Raw genomic sequence first — 15,665 nt, 5'->3', positions numbered from 1 at the left:
ATTATATATTTTATTTATCTTTACAAACAACCCACTATCCGTCGCAAGTTTTTGTCAAAAACCAAATGATTCAACACTTTTTGAGAACAATATTTTACAGCAAGGCAAAAATCTGTCGAATAAAGTATTTGATTGTCAAATATAGTTTTCTATACATGGTACCAAGTGGCAAGTCCACTATCAACTCCCTATATTCCCTAATCACAAGTAACTTTTATGCGCTAGTGTAGCAGAGTCTCTCGGTATAAAATAAAGACGAAGAAGGCTCTTCGTCTTTATTCTCGAATGGATAATTTAATAAATACTGCGGTATTCTTTGTCTCCAAACTCTATACTGCCAAAATATTTTTCGAAATCCATGTTAAGATAATCACTCATCTGTTTCATTTCCTGAACAGTCTTCACATCAACAGCTACACCTTCTGTTTTTGTTCTTTCAATTGCAAGTATTTCTTTTTCACCGTGAGTATAGACTTTATCATGTCCTTCTGCCTTTGGTGTATCTCTTAACTCCTGTAAAAATCTTGAAAAATTCTCTTTGATTGCTTCAGTGTCACCAAAAACTGCTGGATCGATTGCAATAAATCCATGACAGGTTCCACCTTTTCCATTTATATGTGTATGATTTGATGTCAATCCCTGTGACAAGATAGAACAGAAAATTTCACAGATCATTCCATAACCGTAACCCTTATGGCTTCCAGTCAGCTCTTCACTTCCTCCCAGCGGCATAATTCCGCCACCAGCCTTGCTTAAAATATTACCCAGGACATCCGGTGCATCATTGGATGGATTTCCGTCTTTATCAAGTGCCCATCCATCTGGAAGTGGTTTTTCCGCTTTTCGATACATTTCCAGCTTTCCTCTGGTTACAACTGTTGTTGACGCATCAAAGAAAAACGGATATGGATCTGCCGGCATTGCAATAGCTATAGGATTACTTCCCAGCATAGCTTTTCTTGCAAAAGTCGGAACCATAATAGCCTCTGAGTTTGTAAATGACATACCAATTAATCCCTGATCACATGCCATCTTTGCATAATATCCTGCAATTCCATAATGATTGGAATTACGGACACTGACAATTGCCATTCCTGTTGTTTTTGCTTTTTCAATTGCGATTTTCATTGCTTTATTACCGATTAGCTGCCCCATACCATCATGTCCATCAATAACTGCTGATACCGGAGTTTCAAATACCACTTCTGGTTTTGCATCAACTTTAATCAGACCATTTTCAATTCCTTTGTGATATCTTGATAATCTCTGCATTCCGTGAGACTCAATTCCATAAATATCAGACATTAATAAAACATCTGTAATGATTTTACTTTCATCCATTGAAAATCCAAATTTCAAAAATGCCTCATTACAAAAATCTTCCAGTACTTTTACATCAAACTTTAAGTGTGCCATTAAATATCTCCTCTCTTGTGATAGAAATGATTAAATTATACAATAAAGAAGATTATTCTACAAGATTATCCAGCATATTTTCGATAAAAATTCCATATCCTCTAGCTGGTTCATTAACAAAAACATGTGTTATGGCTCCAATCAATTTCCCATTCTGGATAATCGGCGAACCAGACATTCCCTGAACAATTCCATTGGTAAGTTTTAAAAGCTTTTCATCTGTAATCTCTATTTCCATTCCTTTTGTTCCCTGATTTTCAGCATGATTAATTTTTCGAATCATTATTTCATATTTTTCTTTTGTTCCACTTATGTCTGAAATAATATAGGCTTTTCCCTTTTTTATATCCTGTTTGTAACCTATAGGATATTCTTTACTTTTTGTATCTGCTAAACTTCCATAAATTCCCTCATCCGTATTCTTTTCAATAGAACCTATCAGATTTTCCTCTTTATAATATAATGTTCCAACTATTTCACCCGGTGACCCGGATTTTCCCTTAACAATCGTGTCAATCTGAGGTTCTAGAAGTAAACCGCCTTTAATATCCATTAATTCTCCTGTATCCATATCGCAGATACCATGTCCCAAACCTCCAAAACTGCTTTTCTGAGTGTAAGTCAGTGTTCCTATACCCTGGGTATTATCCCGGACCCACACTCCTATTTTATATTGATGATCTGTTGATGCCATGACTGGTTTCACTTTAATTCTAATTTTTTTATTTTTTCTCCTGACCATCAACGTTATCTCATTGCCTTCACATTCATTTATCATTTTCATAAATTCAACTTTAGTCTGTACTGTCTTTCCATTGAGAGTAAGAATGTAATCACCTTTATAAAGCTTGTTGTTTCCCGGAGAATGATTTGCTCCATCAATTCCTGTAAATGAATCAGTTTCCAGTACAAGTAACCCTTTTGTTTCTACATATATTCCAATTACTTTTCCGCTTGGAGTTACTTTTTTAGTCGAGGAGACATAAACATGAATTTTTTTCAAAGGAATTTTTCCAAACAAACTTGCCTGCATTTCATAATGTCCTGTTTTTTCTTCTTCTACAACAAAAGGCTCATTAAGTTTAATTGTCTGACTGTTGACTGTTGCTGTTGCAGGAACATCATATTGTAAACAAGTCTTGGTTCCACGGTGAATATGAATAACCGAAGGAATCTGATTCTTACAATATTTAAAATATGCTGCTGCAATTACGATCAGATTTACAAAAAAAAGCAAAACCAGTATTTTACGATAATAATATTTCCGCATAAATTTACCTCCTAAAAAAGGACGTATCTTCTTTTGTGATACATCCTTTTTATTATGTGTAAATTATCATATTAAAAATCAGTATAATTTTGCGTCATTTGCTAAACTTTTCATTTCCTGTGCGTTATTTAATGATGTTGCTGTACGCTCATTACCACTGATCATTCTGGAAATTTCTTCAAGAGACTCCTGCTCTTTCAGCTCTCTTATAACTGTTGTTGTTTTATTTTGATCTGAATGCTTTTCAATAAAATAATGACTGTCTGCCATTGCTGCAATCTGAGGCAAATGCGTGATTGCAATCACTTGATGATTTCTTGAAATAACTGCCATTTTTTTTGCCACACGATTTGCTGTTTCTCCGCTGATTCCTGTATCTATTTCATCAAAAATCAACGTTCCAACATTATCAACCTGGGCAAGGACAGATTTCATAGCCAGCATTATTCTCGACAATTCTCCTCCTGAAGCAACCTCTTGAACCGGACGAAGAGGAAGTCCTGGATTTGTAGAAATCATAAAGCAGATTTTATTTATACCTTCTGGTGTTATCTGCGCTTCTTCAGTGACCTGAATCTCAAAAACAACAGATAAGAAATTCAAATCTTCTAAAGCACCCATTATATCCTTTTGTAGCTTTTTAGCAATTGTTTTTCTTGCCAAAGACAATCTCAATGCTTCTGCATTATAGGATTCTTCTGCTTTATGTCTCTTTCTCTTCAGTTCCTCTATTCTATTTTCTGCATCCTGAAGAACCTCAAGGCGCTCCATTGCATTATTCTCATATTGTAAAACAGCATCTATAGTTGAACCATATTTATCTTTTAATCCGTTAATAATGTTCAATCGTTCCTCTGTTTCAAAATACGTCTGGTCATCAAACTCCATCTGGTCCATATATCCTGTAATCTCCTGATGAAATCCGCTTAACAAATCTTCTATCTGGAGCAGTTGTTCATAATATCCCATGACCTCTTTATCAAGATGACTGACTTCCTGAAGCTTTCGAATACTTTCCGTTAACTGATTTCCTATGGATATATCTTCCTCGTAACCAGTCAAGCGTGCTGCAACATCACAAGAGGCTGCGATTTCCCTGCTATGAACCATTTTCCGATAAATCTGTTCTAATTCTTCATCCTCACCTTTTACCAGATTAGCTCCCTGAATTTCATGAATTTCATGCTCAAGAAAACCAATTTCCCTTAGTCTCTGTTGATCATCCATTGCTAATTCATCTATTTCTCTGGAAATATCAGAAATTTTTTTATAAAACTTTTTACAATTATCTAAAGCCTGTTTTTCTTTTGTTCCCAGAAAATGATCCAGCATTGCCAAATGATTTTTTTCTTTCAAAAGAGTCTGATGTTCCTGCTGCCCATGAAGATCAAACAAACGATGTGATACTTCCCTTAATGTATTTAACGTTACGGTACTATCATTAATCTTATTTATACTTCTTTTTTCGTTTATTACCCTTTTTATAAAAATCTGTCCTTCTTCAACCGTCAGATCAAAACTTTCAATTTCATGAATAATTTTCTGATCATCGGTCCAAAATAACAATTCAATGACAGCTTCTTTTGAACCAGGACGAATCATATCCTTTGATACTTTTTTACCTAACGCACTCTCTATGGAACCAATTAAAATAGACTTTCCTGCTCCAGTTTCTCCCGTAAGGATATTCAGATGTTCATTGAAAGAAATCTCAACCTCATCAATTAAAGCCAGATTTTTAACATGTAAATACTGTAACATAAATTGCCTTTCTGTTTATTCTTCTGTATTCTTTGTCCATTGTTTTATTTCTGCAATAGCTGATTTTCCAATATTTTTATCTTTCATAACACACATAATAGTATCATCCCCGGCAATCGTCCCAACCATTCCAGTAATCTCTAAAGAATCCAATGCTGCCGCAGATGCCATAGCCATACCGGAAACAGTCTTTACCACCAGCATATTTTCAGCAAGTTCCATTGATATGATTGCTTCTGACAATATCCTCTGATACCTCTTAGCAGTCTTATCATTCTGATTAATCAAACTATAAGTCTGTTTCCCATTAGCTGCTGGACGTTTTGTCAGCTGCAGCTCTCTTATGTCTCTTGAAATAGTAGCCTGTGTTGTTTTAAATCCCAGATGGTTCAGCCTTGAGAGCAATTCTTCCTGTGTTTCAATCGGATATTTCTGTATTAATTCTATGATTGCATCCTGTCTCTTCTTCTTCATTGCTTCCCCCAACTTTCATTCTTAGCGTTTTATAAAAACTATCTCCTTCTAACTTGATTACCTTGGCAATCTTATAGGAAGTTTTTACTTTCAATACATCTCCTGGATGAAGTTTCTGGGCAACCTGCCCATCAAACGTAACATATGCTTCCTCCAGCTGACTTTCACTGACATTTTCTATATAAATCTCAATCTCATCCTGCTGTGAAAGAACAATACTTTTGGCACTCATTGTGTGTGGACATATTGGAGTTAATAAAATTACACTGGCACTTGGATTTACCACTGGTCCCCCCGCAGATAGATTATACCCTGTAGACCCGGTTGGAGTAGAAATAATAACTCCATCTGCAGGATATATATCCAAAAGTTTCCCATTAACTATGATGCGATAAGAAATAATCCTGGAAAACCCGCTTCTAGAAATAACAACATCATTTAATGCAGAATGATGATAGGTTAATTCATTGTTGTGAATAACTCCTCCATCCAGCATCATTCGCTGCTCAATGATGAAATTATCATGTAAAAGGCAGTCCAGTCCCTGATATAATTTTTCCAGTTCAATTTCTGTTAAAAAACCAAGAGTCCCCAGATTCACTCCAACCATCGGTAAATCGTGTTTCACAACAAGCCGGGCTGCATGGAGCATGGTACCATCACCACCTAGAACGATCACGCACTCTGTATCCTTTGTAATACATCCAATATTCTCCTGAATATCCCTGTTAAAATCACACATCCGATAGCTTGTGCCACCTGATTTCCCAATATATTCCTGAATACTCTTTGAAATTCTAAGCCCTGGATCTTTCTTTTCATTGGTTAAAATTAAAAAATTCTTCATGTCTATTCCTTGTTTTTAGCTAAATCCTGATGAGATGCTTCTACCACTTTCATAATCTGTTTCTCAAGATCGTGTGCATTTTCCATAGTTTCTGTTTTCTGCATATGAAGCAGATACTCAATATTTCCTTCTGGTCCTTTGATTGGAGAATAATCCAGGTGTAATAGTTTAAACCCGTTAGAAGAAGCGTAACTGCATATTTTTTCAATCACTTCTTCATGAACTTTAGGATCCCTTACAACTCCTTTTTTTCCTACCTTTTCTCTGCCTGCTTCAAACTGGGGTTTGATCAGCGCAACAACCTGTCCTCCGTTTTCCAGAATACGATATACTGCAGGCAGAATTTTGGTCAAAGAAATAAAAGATACATCAATGGATACAAAAGAAGCCAGTTCATCTATATCCTCCTCGGTCACATATCTCATATTGGTTCGTTCCATGCATACTACACGCTCATCGTTTCTAAGACTCCAGTCAAGTTGTCCATGTCCAACATCCACCGAATAAACTTTTACAGCTCCATTTAACAGCATGCAATGTGTAAATCCTCCAGTAGATGCCCCTACATCCATACACACTTTACCTTCCAATTGAATATCAAAGTTCTTCATTGCCTTTTCAAGTTTTAATCCGCCTCTGCTGACATATTTCAATGTCTTACCCTTTATTACAATTTCCTTACTCTCATCAAAAGTAGAGCCTGCTTTATCTTCTCTTTGCCCATCCACAAAAACAATCCCAGACATAATAATCGCTTTTGCTTTCTCTCTGGATGTGGCCAGTCCTTTTTTTACTAATAATACATCTAAACGTTCTTTCATTTCCTATTCCTTTATCCATTTTTCTATGGATGATGCAATGTTTTCTCCATCAATCCCTAGCATATGACGAAGTTCTTTTACTGAACCATGTTCAACAAACTGATCTTTAATTCCAATATTTCTTATCTTACCAGAATATCCCTTCTGATACAAATATTGCATAACCATTGCACCAAATCCACCATTTAACATGCCTTCTTCCACTGTCACGATTAAAGAGTACTTTTCTGCCAGCTGATCCAGCAGGGTTTCATCCATTGGTTTTACAAACCTTGGATTCACCAAACCAACATCAAGTCCTTTTTCTCTCAGTATTTTTTCAGCTTTATCAGTTTCTGAAATCATGTTTCCAACACTGATAATAACAGCATCTTTTCCATCTTTCAAAATCTGACCTTTTCCATATGCGATTTCATCAAAAGAATCCTCATATAAATGTTCAGCCTCTCCACGGGAATATTTGATTGCTGTTGGTCCTTTTGCTTCTTTTAATGCTTTTAACAGCATCTCTCTTAATTCTTTTCCGTTGATCGGAGCCATAATTGTCATATTAGGAATCAGTGACAGATAAGGAATATCAAATACTCCCTGATGTGTTTCTCCATCTGCCCCAACCAGTCCGGAACGATCCAGTCCAAAAATCACTGGATAATTTCCCAATGCTGTATCATGAAGGACCTGATCAAATCCCCTCTGTAAAAATGTTGAATATACAGCAAACACTGGTTTTAAGCCATTTGCTGCCATCCCGGCACAAAATGTTACCGCATGTTCTTCTGCAATCCCCACATCAAAAAAACGCTCTGGAAATATATCTGCAAATTTCTGGAGACCTGTCCCATCCGGCATGGCTGCTGTCACTGCTGTAATCATATCATCTTCCCTGGCAGCCTCTACTAATGTATCAGAAAAAATATCTGTATTGGATGGTCCACTGTTTTTGGATAATACCTCTCCGGTCTTTAAAGAAAAGGAACTAATTCCATGGAATTTTGCCGGATTTTCCTCTGCCAGACGATATCCCTTTCCTTTTTTTGTTACCACATGAATAATAATTGGTTCAGGTAGTCGTTTTGCTCTCTGAAGAATCTCCACCAGTAATGGTATATTATGTCCATCGATAGGACCGGTATAAGTTAATCCCATATCTTCAAAAAACATTCCTGGAACAAACAACTGTTTAATAGAATCTTTTGCTTTTTTCAAAAATAATGTTACAGGTTTTCCAATTCCCGGAACCTTTAACAATGATTGTTCCAGATTTCCTTTAAATTCCACATACCCCTGCTGAGTACGAACTCTGTCAAGATATGCTGACATTCCTCCTACATTCTCAGCAATGGACATTTTGTTATCATTCAAGATAATAATCAGATTTTTCTTTTCTCTTCTAAGCCGTGACATATTATTCAACGCTTCATATGCCATTCCTCCGGACAGGGCACCATCACCGATCACAGCTACAATGGTCTCATCTGTATGATGGGCATCTCGTGCTGCTGCAAGTCCCAAAGCTGCCGATAAAGACATGGAACTATGTCCACTATGAAAAGCATCACAATTACTTTCTTTTCTTTTGGGGAATCCGCTCATTCCATGGAATTGTCTTAAATGACTGAATCCGTCTTTTCTTCCTGTTAATATTTTATGCACATAAGACTGATGTCCCACATCAAAAATCAGCTGGTCTTTAGGAAAATCCAGTACAAGATGTAAAGCCATGGTAAGCTCAACGATACCAAGATTTGATGCCAGATGTCCCCCTGTCTTACTGACATTTTGAAGTAAAAATCGTCTGATTTCTTTTGCCAGTATTCTATAGTCATCCGGATTTATATTTTTTATATCATTTGGCTGATTAATTTTCTCTAACATCCTAACTCCTCCCCAGATCTCCGGGTATTTTATTCTTTTAGTATGTGCGGTTGATCAGGTATTCAACCAGTTGTGTCAGATATCCGTTCTCTTCATCATAATTTTTTAAAATATCAACCGCTTTCATGGAAATATCTTTGACGTCTTTCTTTGACTGTTCCAATCCTTTCAAAGTTACATAGGTCACCTTGTGATTTTTTTCATCACTTCCTACTGGTTTCCCAATTTCTTTTTCATCTCCAATCAAATCCAGAATATCATCCTGAATCTGAAATGCCAGACCAATGAATTCCCCACAAAGCTCCATCTGTGCTACAGCATCTGCTTTAGCTCCTGCAAGAATGGCCCCGATCATCATACAAGTCTCAATGAGCGCAGAAGTTTTATTTTTATGAATGAAGAGGATCTGATCCATGGTAAGCGGTGTACCTTCCAGTTCCACATCGGCAACCTGCCCGCCGATCATTCCATATATCCCCGGTTTGGAAGATAAAATCTTTACGGCATCAATCACACGAAATACTTCATCACCTTCTGCCATATCAAATGCTTTCGCTGCTGTTTCATAGGCATAATTTAACAAGGCATCTCCTGCAAGAATGGCCATATCTTCTCCGTATACAATATGACAGGTTTTTTGTCCTCTACGGTAATCATCATTATCCAAAGCAGGAAGATCATCGTGAATCAGAGAATATGTATGAATCATCTCAATAGCTGCCATAAAAGGCTCAATGATTTTACTTTCTCCACCAAACATATGATACGTTTCTTCCATAAGCATTGGACGAAGCCTTTTTCCACCTGCTTTCACTGTAGTATTCATTGCTGTCAGCACAGTCTGTTGCAGTCCTTCCGGCTGTGGAAGATACTGATCTAAAATCTGCTCAATATGACAGACTCTTTCTTTCATTCTTTCTTTAAAGCTCATGTTCCTCTCCGTTTTCATCTAATATGATTAATTCTTTTTCTACCTTATCTAATGAATCTTTGCATTTTTTTACGACTGTAACACCTTCTGAGTATAATTTTACTGCATCAGAAAGCTTAATCTCATCGCTTCCAAGCTTTTCTATAATCTGATCCAGTTGTTCAAATCCCTGATCTATATTAAATTCTTTCTTTGCCATAAGATTCTCCTTATTTTTCTAATAATTATATTCCGTTTTATTATAGCATAGAAAAAAGCAGATACAACAATTTAAAATTATATCTGCCAATTCTTTTTTCTTACCATCGCCATCTTTATCTATGGAGGCATCTAAATTTCTAAGCTACAAAAAAGTCAAAAAAATAAGTATGCAATCATCAGATTTTACATTTCCTACATACTTACTCTTTTCATTTCTTTATCAATCCATTGCATAATTACATCCACAATATATTCCTGCTGCCTTGGAGTCAGTTCTCTTCCTGAACGGATCTTATGCCATTTCTGAAGACATCCACGGCAGCAAGTTGCCGTCGCATGCTGAGCAATAAAAACAGGATGACCACGCATAGGAGTCTGCTTCCCATCATTTGGGAGATTTGCTGGCGCAAGTCTCTGACTGACAAAATCCTCTGCGTGATTTCGAATCTTCTCCATACCTTTTTCCTTGATATATTGCTTCTCTTTCTCTTTTAAATGGAAACGGCTGCGGAATGATGACCTGGAAAGCCTTTCCCACAGCTGTTTCATCCACTGTTCTTCTGTCATTGTCTTCCTTCTTATAAAGAGATTTTTTCCATTTGATATGGTATTATATCTTCTACCACTGTTTTTATCAAACCATCAGATACCGTTACCGAGATATGATCTCCCTTTTTTACTTTTTCAGATGAAGTCAAAGGAATTCCTTCTTCATCCTCCAGGTATCCAAATCCATTGATCAGCTTTGCTGTAGGAGATGCCCCGTGGAGACGTCCTGCATATAATTCCAGCTGATGCTTATACCAGGTCATCGTTTCTTTCATTCTGATTGTAAGCTTTTCTTCCAGCTCTGCCAGCCGCATTTTCTGCTCCTGTAGTTGAAATTTAGGATCATATCCGGCAATTATTAACTGATATTGCTTTAATTTTAACTGATATCGCCGCAATACCTGTTTTAATAAGGTGTCTAACGTATAGGCACGATTCTGGATTCCATCGACAATTTCCCTGATATCCGGTACTGCCAGTTCACAGGCTGCCGTTGGTGTGGCTGCCCTTAAATCTGCCGCATAATCTGCAATAGTAGTGTCCACTTCATGACCTGTTCCAGAAATGATCGGTGTTTTCGCTTCATAAATGGCTCTGGCGACTATTTCCTCATTAAATGCCCATAAATCTTCGATGGAGCCACCGCCTCGACCAATGATAATGGTATCAACATTTAACCGGTCCAACGTCTTTATTCCCTTTACAATGGTTTGGGCTGCTCCATCCCCCTGAACTTTTGCCGGGTATAAAATCAGCTGAACATAAGGATTCCTTCTTTTCGCTGTACTGATGATATCATGAATGGCTGCTCCTGTTTTTGCCGTTACAATTCCAATTCTTTTGGGATTTGAAGGAATCGGCTTTTTTATTTCATGGTCAAACAATCCTTCTTCATACAATTTTTGTTTTAATTGTTCATAAATAATATATAACTCCCCAATTCCGTCCAGACGGATTTCATCTGCATACAGCTGATAACTTCCATTACGTTCATACACACTGATATTTCCACTGACAATCACTTCCTGTCCATCTTCCATATCAAATTTCAGTCCCTGAAATCTGGAATTGGCAAACATTACGCAGGATATCTGACTTCCCTCATCTTTTAAGGAAAAGTAAATATGTCCTGACGAATGATATTTACAGTTGGACACCTGACCTTTTATAGAAATTTTTCTTAAAGCATAATCGCTTTGAAACATTCTCTTTATATAAGAATTAATTTGTGTGACAGAGAAAACTCTACTCTTCATCTTCCTTCGTTCCGACCCTTCCAAGGATTCCATTGATAAAAGGAGCTGCCTTTTCATTACAATACTTTTTAGCCAGCTCAACAGCTTCATTGATTGCGACTTTCTGAGGAACATCCTCATCCATAATTATTTCATAGACTGCCAGACGTAAAATTGATAATTCTGCTTTTCCTAATCTGGACAAATTCCATGCCTTTGCATGATTCCCAATTTCCTGATCAATAGCATCCAGATGCGCTATTAAATCTAAAACCTTATCATATATTTCATTCTGATTTTTTTTATTTATATTTGCATGCCCCTGAAAATATAAATCTACCTGGTCTTTAAATTCATCGATTTCACAAAATTCTACTGAGAACAGAATTCTGAAAATATGTTCTCTTACTTCACTTCTTGTCATTTGATTTCCTTTCTACGATACAAAGACGGAACTGAACCAACAGTCCCGTCTATTTTAACTAACTACTTCTACAAAGTTTTTATTCATCTTCCATTGCAACTCCTGCAACTCTTACATTTACAGAATTAACCTGAAGACCTGTCATATTCTCAATAGCCGTTTTTACACGATCCTGTACTTTTGTTGAAATTGCAGGAATGCTTACACCATAATCCAGTTCCAATGCCAGATCTACATCTACCTGATTATTCTCAACAGAAACACGAACTCCTTTAGACAGTTTATTCATACCAAGCTTGCTTACAAGTTCATTTGTAATATTACCACACATCCTTGCAACACCTGTCACCTCTGTTGCTGCCAACGCGGCAATAATTGCTATAACATCATCTGCAATTTTAACTTCTCCCAGCAACCCCTTCTCTTTTATCTTATAACTACTTTTATTTTCCATAAGAAGCCTCCTGTACTTTCACATACTCTTTAATTGATTATATCAAAAATGTATTTCTTATTCAAACTTATTTTATGTATTGTTGGTATCTTATAAACATTTTTTATTTAATCATCCGTTTTAATGGATGTAATAACTATATCTTCCATTTGAAAACCTGTTTTTCGAACTACGATATCCTCTATCTGGCTTCTTTCTATTTTTGACAGATTTTTCTTATTAACTAAAACATCTACATTTCCATTACTGATTGTTACGATCGAATTTAAAAATCCTTTTGCTCCCAGAAGATTTTCCGTTGCAGTCTCCATTTCCATTTGCTCTGCCAAAGAAGATAGTTTGTCTACAGCATCCTGTTTTACACTGTCTTTTACAGTTTTATCATTAATAATTTCTTCCAATGTATCCTTTGCTTTACTATGAGTCTGTTCTCGTTCCAATTTTGCTTTAGCTACATAATTACTAACCTGGGCATTGGTAAGCACAGCTTCTCCTATGTCTGTGATATCATCTTTTACCTGTCCGGAAGTTTCCTTTACTGTGTTCGATACTGTTTTGGTTTTTGATTTTGAAACCGATTCGTATTTTCCACTATAATTTACATAACCTGCAACTGCTATAATAACTGCAAGTGTCATAATGATCATTTGATTTTTTCTGATTATCTTTTTCATTATGAATCCCCCATTTTTAAGACTTTAACTTTATAAGAAGAAATATGAAATAAAACTGACACTGCTTCAACAATATTCTGATTTACAATATCATTTCCTCCTCCCTGTGCAACAACGACCACCCCTTCAACTTCAGGCTCTACTTCTTTTAATACATATGGAATTTTTTCTCCATTTTCTTCTATTAAAACAGTTTCTTCACCTTCCTTTATGGTTTTTTCATTTTCATTTGAACTTTCTTCATAAGGGCTATCTTTATTAATAACTGCCTCTTTTGAAGATTTTACTGTAATCATGACTTTCACCTTACCAACACCTTCCACATGACTTAAAGCTTTTACCAGTCTTTTTTCCTGTTTTTTTATATATAAATCTGTAGAATCACTTTCTTGTGTTGTCTGAGTTGTTTTTGTATTTTGCTTTTTTTCTGAAGATGGGAAACTTAAAAAAATGAAAAATAGTCCCAGCACAAATAAAAGTACTGCTTTTTTCATTCCTATGGTCTCTATGAATTTCTGCAGCCTGTTTTTATCAATCATATTTCCTCTACTCACTTATATTTATATTAGATTCTTTCACATTATAGAATTCTAAAAGTATGGTTTTTATCATCTTTTCGTCTTTTTTTGCCTGTCCTGTTTTAATATATATTTCTTTGATTTCATCTTTTTGATCTATTTGTATTTTTATTGACTCAATCTGAATTTTTTTGCTTTTTAAAATTTTTTCCATCTCTGCTTCCAGTTGTTTTTCTTTCTCTTCTAAAGCATCACTCTGAAAAGATATATTCGATTGTTCTTCTGATATTTTAAACAAAGCAGTTTCCACCAGTTTATCATTCCCTGTAAAAGAAAGTATCGGACGAATCATTAAAGACAGTAACATAAATCCTATCACCAGATTTACATACGGTTTATAGCCGGTTCCATCAACCAACTGTTCAACCAGAGTTGATAATATGCAAAAAAATACAATAGATCTGACCGTTTCCATTCAGTCACTCCTTTCCATTTAACCGGTGTAGTAATTGACATTGGTTGAAAACGCAATGATTACTATGGACAAAATAAACAATACCATTATTGTTATAATCATGCGAAGCATCAGTTTTCCACTTTGAATTATTGCATCTATTGCACCTGTTATCCTTTTATCCGAAATCGGCTGCAATAACACCCCCGCTGCCACATATGAAATTACAACCCCTCCTATCTGAAGAATGGGTGGCACTGTTAGAACTACCAAAATTAAAATTCCAGCTGCCCCGATACTATTTTTTATCACCACCGCTGAGCCAAGAATGGTTGACATTACAGTTGCGATTCCCCCTCCTATCCCCGGTATTGCAGAAAAACCTTTTTTTAACGTATTATTCCTTAATGAATCAATTGCCGGAAGAAGCATTGACTGAATCATTTGTATTCCAAGTACAATAGACAGAAAACTTTTTAAAGCAAGTCCAATTCCCCATTCCAAAGTTTTACAAAGTCTTGAAAAATGCTCTTCATCTGAAATATGATTAATTATTTTTAAAACAAATAAAATTCTTATCATTGGAAAAATAACAGAATTGGTTAATAAAGATATTCCATAAATCATCATTAGATAAAATTCATATATAGCTGTAGATGTTGATACACCTGTTGTTGATACTATTGCCATAGAATAAGCCGTAATCATTCCCTTCATATAATCAATCATCATTTCAACAAAATTTACAGCTGTTTTATTAAGAAAATAAAAAGAATCTGACATAAGTCCAACAAAAATAACATATGTCACATAAAAAGCAGTTTTTCCTGTACTTCCCTGAAAAAAAGCATCTGAAAGATTTTTAAATACTGCTGCAATCATCGCAACAATGATAATCTGTCTTAAAAACCGATAATTCATCATTACAGAATTTCTAATCTTTCCAAAAAGTTCTTTTCCGATAAGTTTCAATACACTTTTAAGCTTTCCCTGCATAAGCTGCTTTACGATTTGCGTATAAGAAATATCACTTTCCTCTTCTCTCAGTACTTTCTCAACACCATTTAACGAATCTTGATTTAATTCTGTTTCCTTTCCATAAACCGGAATCTGAAAAATCATACCAGATATAATCAAAAGAATAATAACCCTGATTCTCATTTTCCATTCCCTATCAGTTTTTGAATGGTTTCCAACAAGGCCTGAAAAATCGGAATACTTACAATAAGAATGGACATCTTTCCAATAAATTCTATCTGCTTTCCAATGGTAGTCTGTCCAGAATCTTTACATATGTCAGATGTAAATTCACACAGAAATGATATGCCTATTAATTTCAGCAGTATCTGAAAATAACTTTTGGGAATTCCTGAATATGCTCGAATGGTCTCGAAAACATTTAAAATCTGTTTCATTTCCTTCAGACCATAAAGTGCCAGTATCAAACTCGCTGCTATTCCAAGAGCAAGTGCGATTTCCGGCCTTATGCTTTTTAATTTTAATATTGCAATACTGGCAATAATTCCGAAAAGAGCTGCCTGTATCATCTTCTACCTCCTTTTTAAGAAATCGTAAAAAGGGTTTGAACACTTTCAAATAAATCATAAATATAAGGAATCACCCAGGACAATACCAGGATCAGCCCTGCAAGAGTAATTAAAAACGCCTGTTCATCCCTCCCTGAATGTTTTAATACCTGAACCAGAATAGTTACAAGAATACCAACTGCTGCAATTCGAAAAATAATATTTACACTCATTT

Annotated in this window: 19 protein-coding genes; all 19 read right to left on the bottom strand. The window is 35.7% G+C overall.

From position 1 onward, the window contains the following. Positions 1-294 precede the first annotated feature (294 nt). The 19 genes from KTB61_RS02760 to spoIIIAC all read right to left on the bottom strand — a co-directional run bounded on the left by KTB61_RS02760 (position 295) and on the right by spoIIIAC (position 15,663). Positions 295-1,416, bottom strand: a complete 1,122-nt coding sequence (locus KTB61_RS02760) for an Ldh family oxidoreductase (protein ID WP_216696740.1) — start codon at positions 1,414-1,416, stop codon at positions 295-297. Positions 1,417-1,468: 52 nt separating this feature from the next. Then, the gene (gene spoIVB, locus KTB61_RS02755; protein WP_216696739.1) at positions 1,469-2,686 is read right to left on the bottom strand and encodes a SpoIVB peptidase; all 1,218 of its coding nucleotides are present in this window, start codon (positions 2,684-2,686) and stop codon (positions 1,469-1,471) included. Positions 2,687-2,764: 78 nt separating this feature from the next. Continuing rightward, the gene (gene recN, locus KTB61_RS02750; RefSeq protein ID WP_216696738.1) at positions 2,765-4,447 is read right to left on the bottom strand and encodes a DNA repair protein RecN; all 1,683 of its coding nucleotides are present in this window, start codon (positions 4,445-4,447) and stop codon (positions 2,765-2,767) included. Positions 4,448-4,462: 15 nt separating this feature from the next. Continuing rightward, on the bottom strand, positions 4,463-4,921 hold the full coding sequence (gene argR, locus KTB61_RS02745; protein WP_075758779.1) for an arginine repressor: 459 nt from the start codon (positions 4,919-4,921) through the stop codon (positions 4,463-4,465). After that, on the bottom strand, positions 4,866-5,768 hold the full coding sequence (locus tag KTB61_RS02740; protein ID WP_216696737.1) for an NAD(+)/NADH kinase: 903 nt from the start codon (positions 5,766-5,768) through the stop codon (positions 4,866-4,868). Before KTB61_RS02740 ends, argR begins: the two co-directional genes overlap by 56 nt. A 2-nt stretch (positions 5,769-5,770) precedes the next feature. Further along, positions 5,771-6,589 carry a TlyA family RNA methyltransferase gene (locus KTB61_RS02735; RefSeq protein WP_075758781.1) on the bottom strand — a complete coding sequence of 273 codons (819 nt, stop codon included), beginning with the start codon at positions 6,587-6,589 and terminating at the stop codon, positions 5,771-5,773. Positions 6,590-6,592: 3 nt separating this feature from the next. Then, positions 6,593-8,464, bottom strand: a complete 1,872-nt coding sequence (gene dxs / locus KTB61_RS02730; RefSeq protein ID WP_216696736.1) for a 1-deoxy-D-xylulose-5-phosphate synthase — start codon at positions 8,462-8,464, stop codon at positions 6,593-6,595. A gap of 37 nt (positions 8,465-8,501) precedes the next feature. After that, complete coding sequence (locus KTB61_RS02725) at positions 8,502-9,395, bottom strand: polyprenyl synthetase family protein (protein ID WP_216696735.1); 894 nt, start codon at positions 9,393-9,395, stop codon at positions 8,502-8,504. Beyond that, on the bottom strand, positions 9,385-9,594 hold the full coding sequence (xseB, locus tag KTB61_RS02720; protein ID WP_075758786.1) for an exodeoxyribonuclease VII small subunit: 210 nt from the start codon (positions 9,592-9,594) through the stop codon (positions 9,385-9,387). Before xseB ends, KTB61_RS02725 begins: the two co-directional genes overlap by 11 nt. Positions 9,595-9,788: 194 nt before the next feature. After that, entirely contained in the window at positions 9,789-10,163 is a 375-nt protein-coding gene (locus KTB61_RS02715; RefSeq protein WP_075758788.1) for a DUF4186 domain-containing protein, read from the bottom strand. An 11-nt stretch (positions 10,164-10,174) separates the two neighbouring features. Further along, positions 10,175-11,401, bottom strand: coding sequence for an exodeoxyribonuclease VII large subunit (gene xseA, locus KTB61_RS02710; RefSeq protein ID WP_216696734.1), 1,227 nt, complete (start codon positions 11,399-11,401; stop codon positions 10,175-10,177). Further along, positions 11,391-11,804: a transcription antitermination factor NusB gene (gene nusB, locus KTB61_RS02705; RefSeq protein WP_216696733.1), complete on the bottom strand. Its 414-nt coding sequence runs from the start codon at positions 11,802-11,804 to the stop codon at positions 11,391-11,393. The genes xseA and nusB overlap by 11 nt, the downstream gene beginning before the upstream one ends. A gap of 79 nt (positions 11,805-11,883) precedes the next feature. After that, the gene (locus KTB61_RS02700) at positions 11,884-12,258 is read right to left on the bottom strand and encodes an Asp23/Gls24 family envelope stress response protein (protein ID WP_216696732.1); all 375 of its coding nucleotides are present in this window, start codon (positions 12,256-12,258) and stop codon (positions 11,884-11,886) included. A 107-nt stretch (positions 12,259-12,365) separates the two neighbouring features. Then, positions 12,366-12,932 carry a SpoIIIAH-like family protein gene (locus tag KTB61_RS02695; RefSeq protein ID WP_075758795.1) on the bottom strand — a complete coding sequence of 189 codons (567 nt, stop codon included), beginning with the start codon at positions 12,930-12,932 and terminating at the stop codon, positions 12,366-12,368. Then, positions 12,932-13,486 (bottom strand): hypothetical protein, encoded by a 555-nt coding sequence (locus tag KTB61_RS02690; protein ID WP_330656289.1) that lies wholly within the window; start codon positions 13,484-13,486, stop codon positions 12,932-12,934. Before KTB61_RS02690 ends, KTB61_RS02695 begins: the two co-directional genes overlap by 1 nt. Further along, entirely contained in the window at positions 13,479-13,925 is a 447-nt protein-coding gene (locus KTB61_RS02685) for a stage III sporulation protein AF (protein WP_075758797.1), read from the bottom strand. Before KTB61_RS02685 ends, KTB61_RS02690 begins: the two co-directional genes overlap by 8 nt. A gap of 18 nt (positions 13,926-13,943) precedes the next feature. Beyond that, positions 13,944-15,065, bottom strand: coding sequence for a stage III sporulation protein AE (locus KTB61_RS02680; protein WP_075758798.1), 1,122 nt, complete (start codon positions 15,063-15,065; stop codon positions 13,944-13,946). Then, positions 15,062-15,451: a SpoIIIAC/SpoIIIAD family protein gene (locus KTB61_RS02675; RefSeq protein ID WP_075758799.1), complete on the bottom strand. Its 390-nt coding sequence runs from the start codon at positions 15,449-15,451 to the stop codon at positions 15,062-15,064. Before KTB61_RS02675 ends, KTB61_RS02680 begins: the two co-directional genes overlap by 4 nt. 14 nt (positions 15,452-15,465) lie before the next feature. Beyond that, positions 15,466-15,663, bottom strand: coding sequence for a stage III sporulation protein AC (spoIIIAC, locus tag KTB61_RS02670; RefSeq protein WP_006567206.1), 198 nt, complete (start codon positions 15,661-15,663; stop codon positions 15,466-15,468). Positions 15,664-15,665 lie beyond the last annotated feature (2 nt).

It is taken from the genome of Anaerostipes faecalis (assembly GCF_018982945.1).
In the GTDB taxonomy this organism is placed as follows: Bacteria; Bacillota; Clostridia; order Lachnospirales; family Lachnospiraceae; genus Anaerostipes; species Anaerostipes faecalis.
The sequence above is the reverse complement of the archived record's forward strand: the minus strand, read 5'-3'. Positions and strand labels throughout refer to the sequence as shown.

What these genes read in the sequence shown, in the direction of transcription:
- KTB61_RS02760 (WP_216696740.1), bottom strand. Translation starts at nt 1,416, where the DNA reads ATGGCACACTTAAAGTTTGATGTAAAAGTACTGGAAGATTTTTGTAAT.
- spoIVB (WP_216696739.1), bottom strand. Translation starts at nt 2,686, where the DNA reads ATGCGGAAATATTATTATCGTAAAATACTGGTTTTGCTTTTTTTTGTA.
- recN (WP_216696738.1), bottom strand. Translation starts at nt 4,447, where the DNA reads ATGTTACAGTATTTACATGTTAAAAATCTGGCTTTAATTGATGAGGTT.
- argR (WP_075758779.1), bottom strand. Translation starts at nt 4,921, where the DNA reads ATGAAGAAGAAGAGACAGGATGCAATCATAGAATTAATACAGAAATAT.
- KTB61_RS02740 (WP_216696737.1), bottom strand. Translation starts at nt 5,768, where the DNA reads ATGAAGAATTTTTTAATTTTAACCAATGAAAAGAAAGATCCAGGGCTT.
- KTB61_RS02735 (WP_075758781.1), bottom strand. Translation starts at nt 6,589, where the DNA reads ATGAAAGAACGTTTAGATGTATTATTAGTAAAAAAAGGACTGGCCACA.
- dxs (WP_216696736.1), bottom strand. Translation starts at nt 8,464, where the DNA reads ATGTTAGAGAAAATTAATCAGCCAAATGATATAAAAAATATAAATCCG.
- KTB61_RS02725 (WP_216696735.1), bottom strand. Translation starts at nt 9,395, where the DNA reads ATGAGCTTTAAAGAAAGAATGAAAGAAAGAGTCTGTCATATTGAGCAG.
- xseB (WP_075758786.1), bottom strand. Translation starts at nt 9,594, where the DNA reads ATGGCAAAGAAAGAATTTAATATAGATCAGGGATTTGAACAACTGGAT.
- KTB61_RS02715 (WP_075758788.1), bottom strand. Translation starts at nt 10,163, where the DNA reads ATGACAGAAGAACAGTGGATGAAACAGCTGTGGGAAAGGCTTTCCAGG.
- xseA (WP_216696734.1), bottom strand. Translation starts at nt 11,401, where the DNA reads ATGAAGAGTAGAGTTTTCTCTGTCACACAAATTAATTCTTATATAAAG.
- nusB (WP_216696733.1), bottom strand. Translation starts at nt 11,804, where the DNA reads ATGACAAGAAGTGAAGTAAGAGAACATATTTTCAGAATTCTGTTCTCA.
- KTB61_RS02700 (WP_216696732.1), bottom strand. Translation starts at nt 12,258, where the DNA reads ATGGAAAATAAAAGTAGTTATAAGATAAAAGAGAAGGGGTTGCTGGGA.
- KTB61_RS02695 (WP_075758795.1), bottom strand. Translation starts at nt 12,932, where the DNA reads ATGAAAAAGATAATCAGAAAAAATCAAATGATCATTATGACACTTGCA.
- KTB61_RS02685 (WP_075758797.1), bottom strand. Translation starts at nt 13,925, where the DNA reads ATGGAAACGGTCAGATCTATTGTATTTTTTTGCATATTATCAACTCTG.
- KTB61_RS02680 (WP_075758798.1), bottom strand. Translation starts at nt 15,065, where the DNA reads ATGAGAATCAGGGTTATTATTCTTTTGATTATATCTGGTATGATTTTT.
- KTB61_RS02675 (WP_075758799.1), bottom strand. Translation starts at nt 15,451, where the DNA reads ATGATACAGGCAGCTCTTTTCGGAATTATTGCCAGTATTGCAATATTA.
- spoIIIAC (WP_006567206.1), bottom strand. Translation starts at nt 15,663, where the DNA reads ATGAGTGTAAATATTATTTTTCGAATTGCAGCAGTTGGTATTCTTGTA.